The 1,954-nt window shown below is 49.7% G+C and carries 1 protein-coding gene and 1 pseudogene; both read left to right on the plus strand.

Annotated features, from left to right (window positions below; all coding sequences use genetic code 11):
* Positions 1-1,741: hypothetical protein (locus ABJQ89_RS16925; protein ID WP_348497334.1), on the plus strand; the 1,741-nt coding region annotated here is incomplete at its 5' end.
* A pseudogene (locus tag ABJQ89_RS16930) lies at positions 1,738-1,954 on the plus strand (hypothetical protein); the annotation flags it as partial. The gene ABJQ89_RS16925 and the pseudogene ABJQ89_RS16930, both read left to right, overlap by 4 nt.

Genomic DNA, 1,954 nt, shown 5'->3' on the forward strand with positions numbered 1-1,954 from the left:
AGAAACGCTATCACCGCATGCGAACTATTCTGAAACCAGAGATCACTATTTGCGGTTTGGGTTTCTCAATCAACGCGCCCCTAATGGCTTGCTCAATCGGACCTACATTGCCGAACAGATCGCCTTTATGTGGGGCGATAACTCAGCCCCGATAACTCATTATTTTCGGCAAGGCTGGCATCTGAGGAATCGAGTTCTCTTTGTCGTTGACGACCTAGAAGACACGTCGATTAACCGCACCCTTGCTGCCGCCCTTCGCCTGCAGCTTGGCACGATTGATCTAGACGTAGTTGTTGTCACACGTGCGGGAGGATCGCTGGAAAAAGAGTTTACGCGTTTCGCACATATTTGGCATTTGCCTGCCAAAATCGGAGGCGCCAAAGATGATCCACATTTGCAGAACAACTATGCGCGTCTTCGCCATGCGCTAAAGGGAAATCCCCCCCAAATTGGCTATATCCAAGCGGATCAAGATCTCCATCTACTGGCAGATTTGGGTGATATCTGTGCCAAGAATGTACTTTTCTCAAACGCCTCCCCCCTGAAATTTTCGCAGGATTTGGAACAAGCGCTAGCAGGCGGCCTCGATCATATCCTTAGTGCATCTTTGGCGGAAACGGACCTAAAAGAGACAGCTCTCCAGCAGATCGATGTTACGCCAACGCAAGGTTACGCAGGTAATGTCCTTTCGGCTCAGACGTTCGCGCCAGAAACCGCGCGGAGGAACGAAATTCGGGCCAAACTTGATATCAGTGACGACGCTTATGTTGTCGTTGGAAGCGGCTCGTTCTCCTTGGAAAACGGGATCGATTTCTTTGGGGTTGTCGGCGCACGGCTCGCTACTGACTGGTCGCGTGATAGGGACCTTCACTTTGTTTGGGTTGGCGACGGTCCAAAATACGCAAATACCAACTATTTTTATGCAAACTACTTCGCAGAGCTTTCGGGCAATCCACACTTGTTTCAAACGGTTGATAATCTGGAATTGAAAGAGGTGCTCGCAGCGTCCGACGTCTACTTAGATACGAAGCGAGACGGCACAGCTTCGAGCACGCTCAGCTATGCACAAAAGATGGGGTTGGCTACAATTACGATGGGTCGAGCGCATTCAGAGCAGATGCAAGACGACAAACGGAAAGCGTGCCGCCCATTTGATCTGCAAGAAATAACGTCAACTTTGTCTGAACTTGCCGAGACAGTCGTGAGTGACATTGGCATCGAACACCCGCAATCGGTCGAAACAGATTTTGCCATTGCCTTCTTGGGTGACTTAAACGCATGCGCAAGGTCGGTTGGCTTCAAAGATCTGTTTGTGTCGCGACTGTTATTTAACCCTGCGCAAAGAGTGTTGGTAGTTTCTGGGACCTCCTTCCTAAATAAGTTGCTTTCCGCAGGTTTAAGCCCAAAACAACCGTCGCAAGTTGGTCAACTTAAGTTTCGCCCACGGCAACTCAGTCGGTCAAATCTGCCGATTGGGATTAAGGCTGCGTTACATGTCGGTGGCGCAATCGAATACACTGCACGTGCTTTGAATGCAGAGCTTTCGGCCTCAATCTTCGGCCACTACGACAAAGTCCTTTGGGTGTTGGATGGCACCCAGAATGAAGTGGCGGAAATTTACAGGCTTGGAAATTTGGCGGAAGAAATCTTGGTTGCGAATGATACCTTTATCTCGGAGATGATGAACATTAACCCAAGCATTGCGGCGAAGATGCGCTTTCAAAAAGAGGTTCTATCATGATGAACCGCACCTCCGCGCGATTGCGTGACAAAATCAAACAACGCCAGCAGAAGCCTTTGGAAGGCTCTGATGCGATTAGGGATCTCTTCGATGGCGAAAGCTATTTGCGCGCAAATGGAGATGTGCTCGCTGCGCAAATAGACCCATTACATCATTTCAAAGAATACGGTCGCTTTGAAGGACGGTCGCCAAGCGATTGGTTCACGGAGCGCT

It is taken from the genome of Planktotalea sp., assembly GCF_039984035.1.
GTDB lineage: Bacteria > Pseudomonadota > Alphaproteobacteria > Rhodobacterales > Rhodobacteraceae > Planktotalea.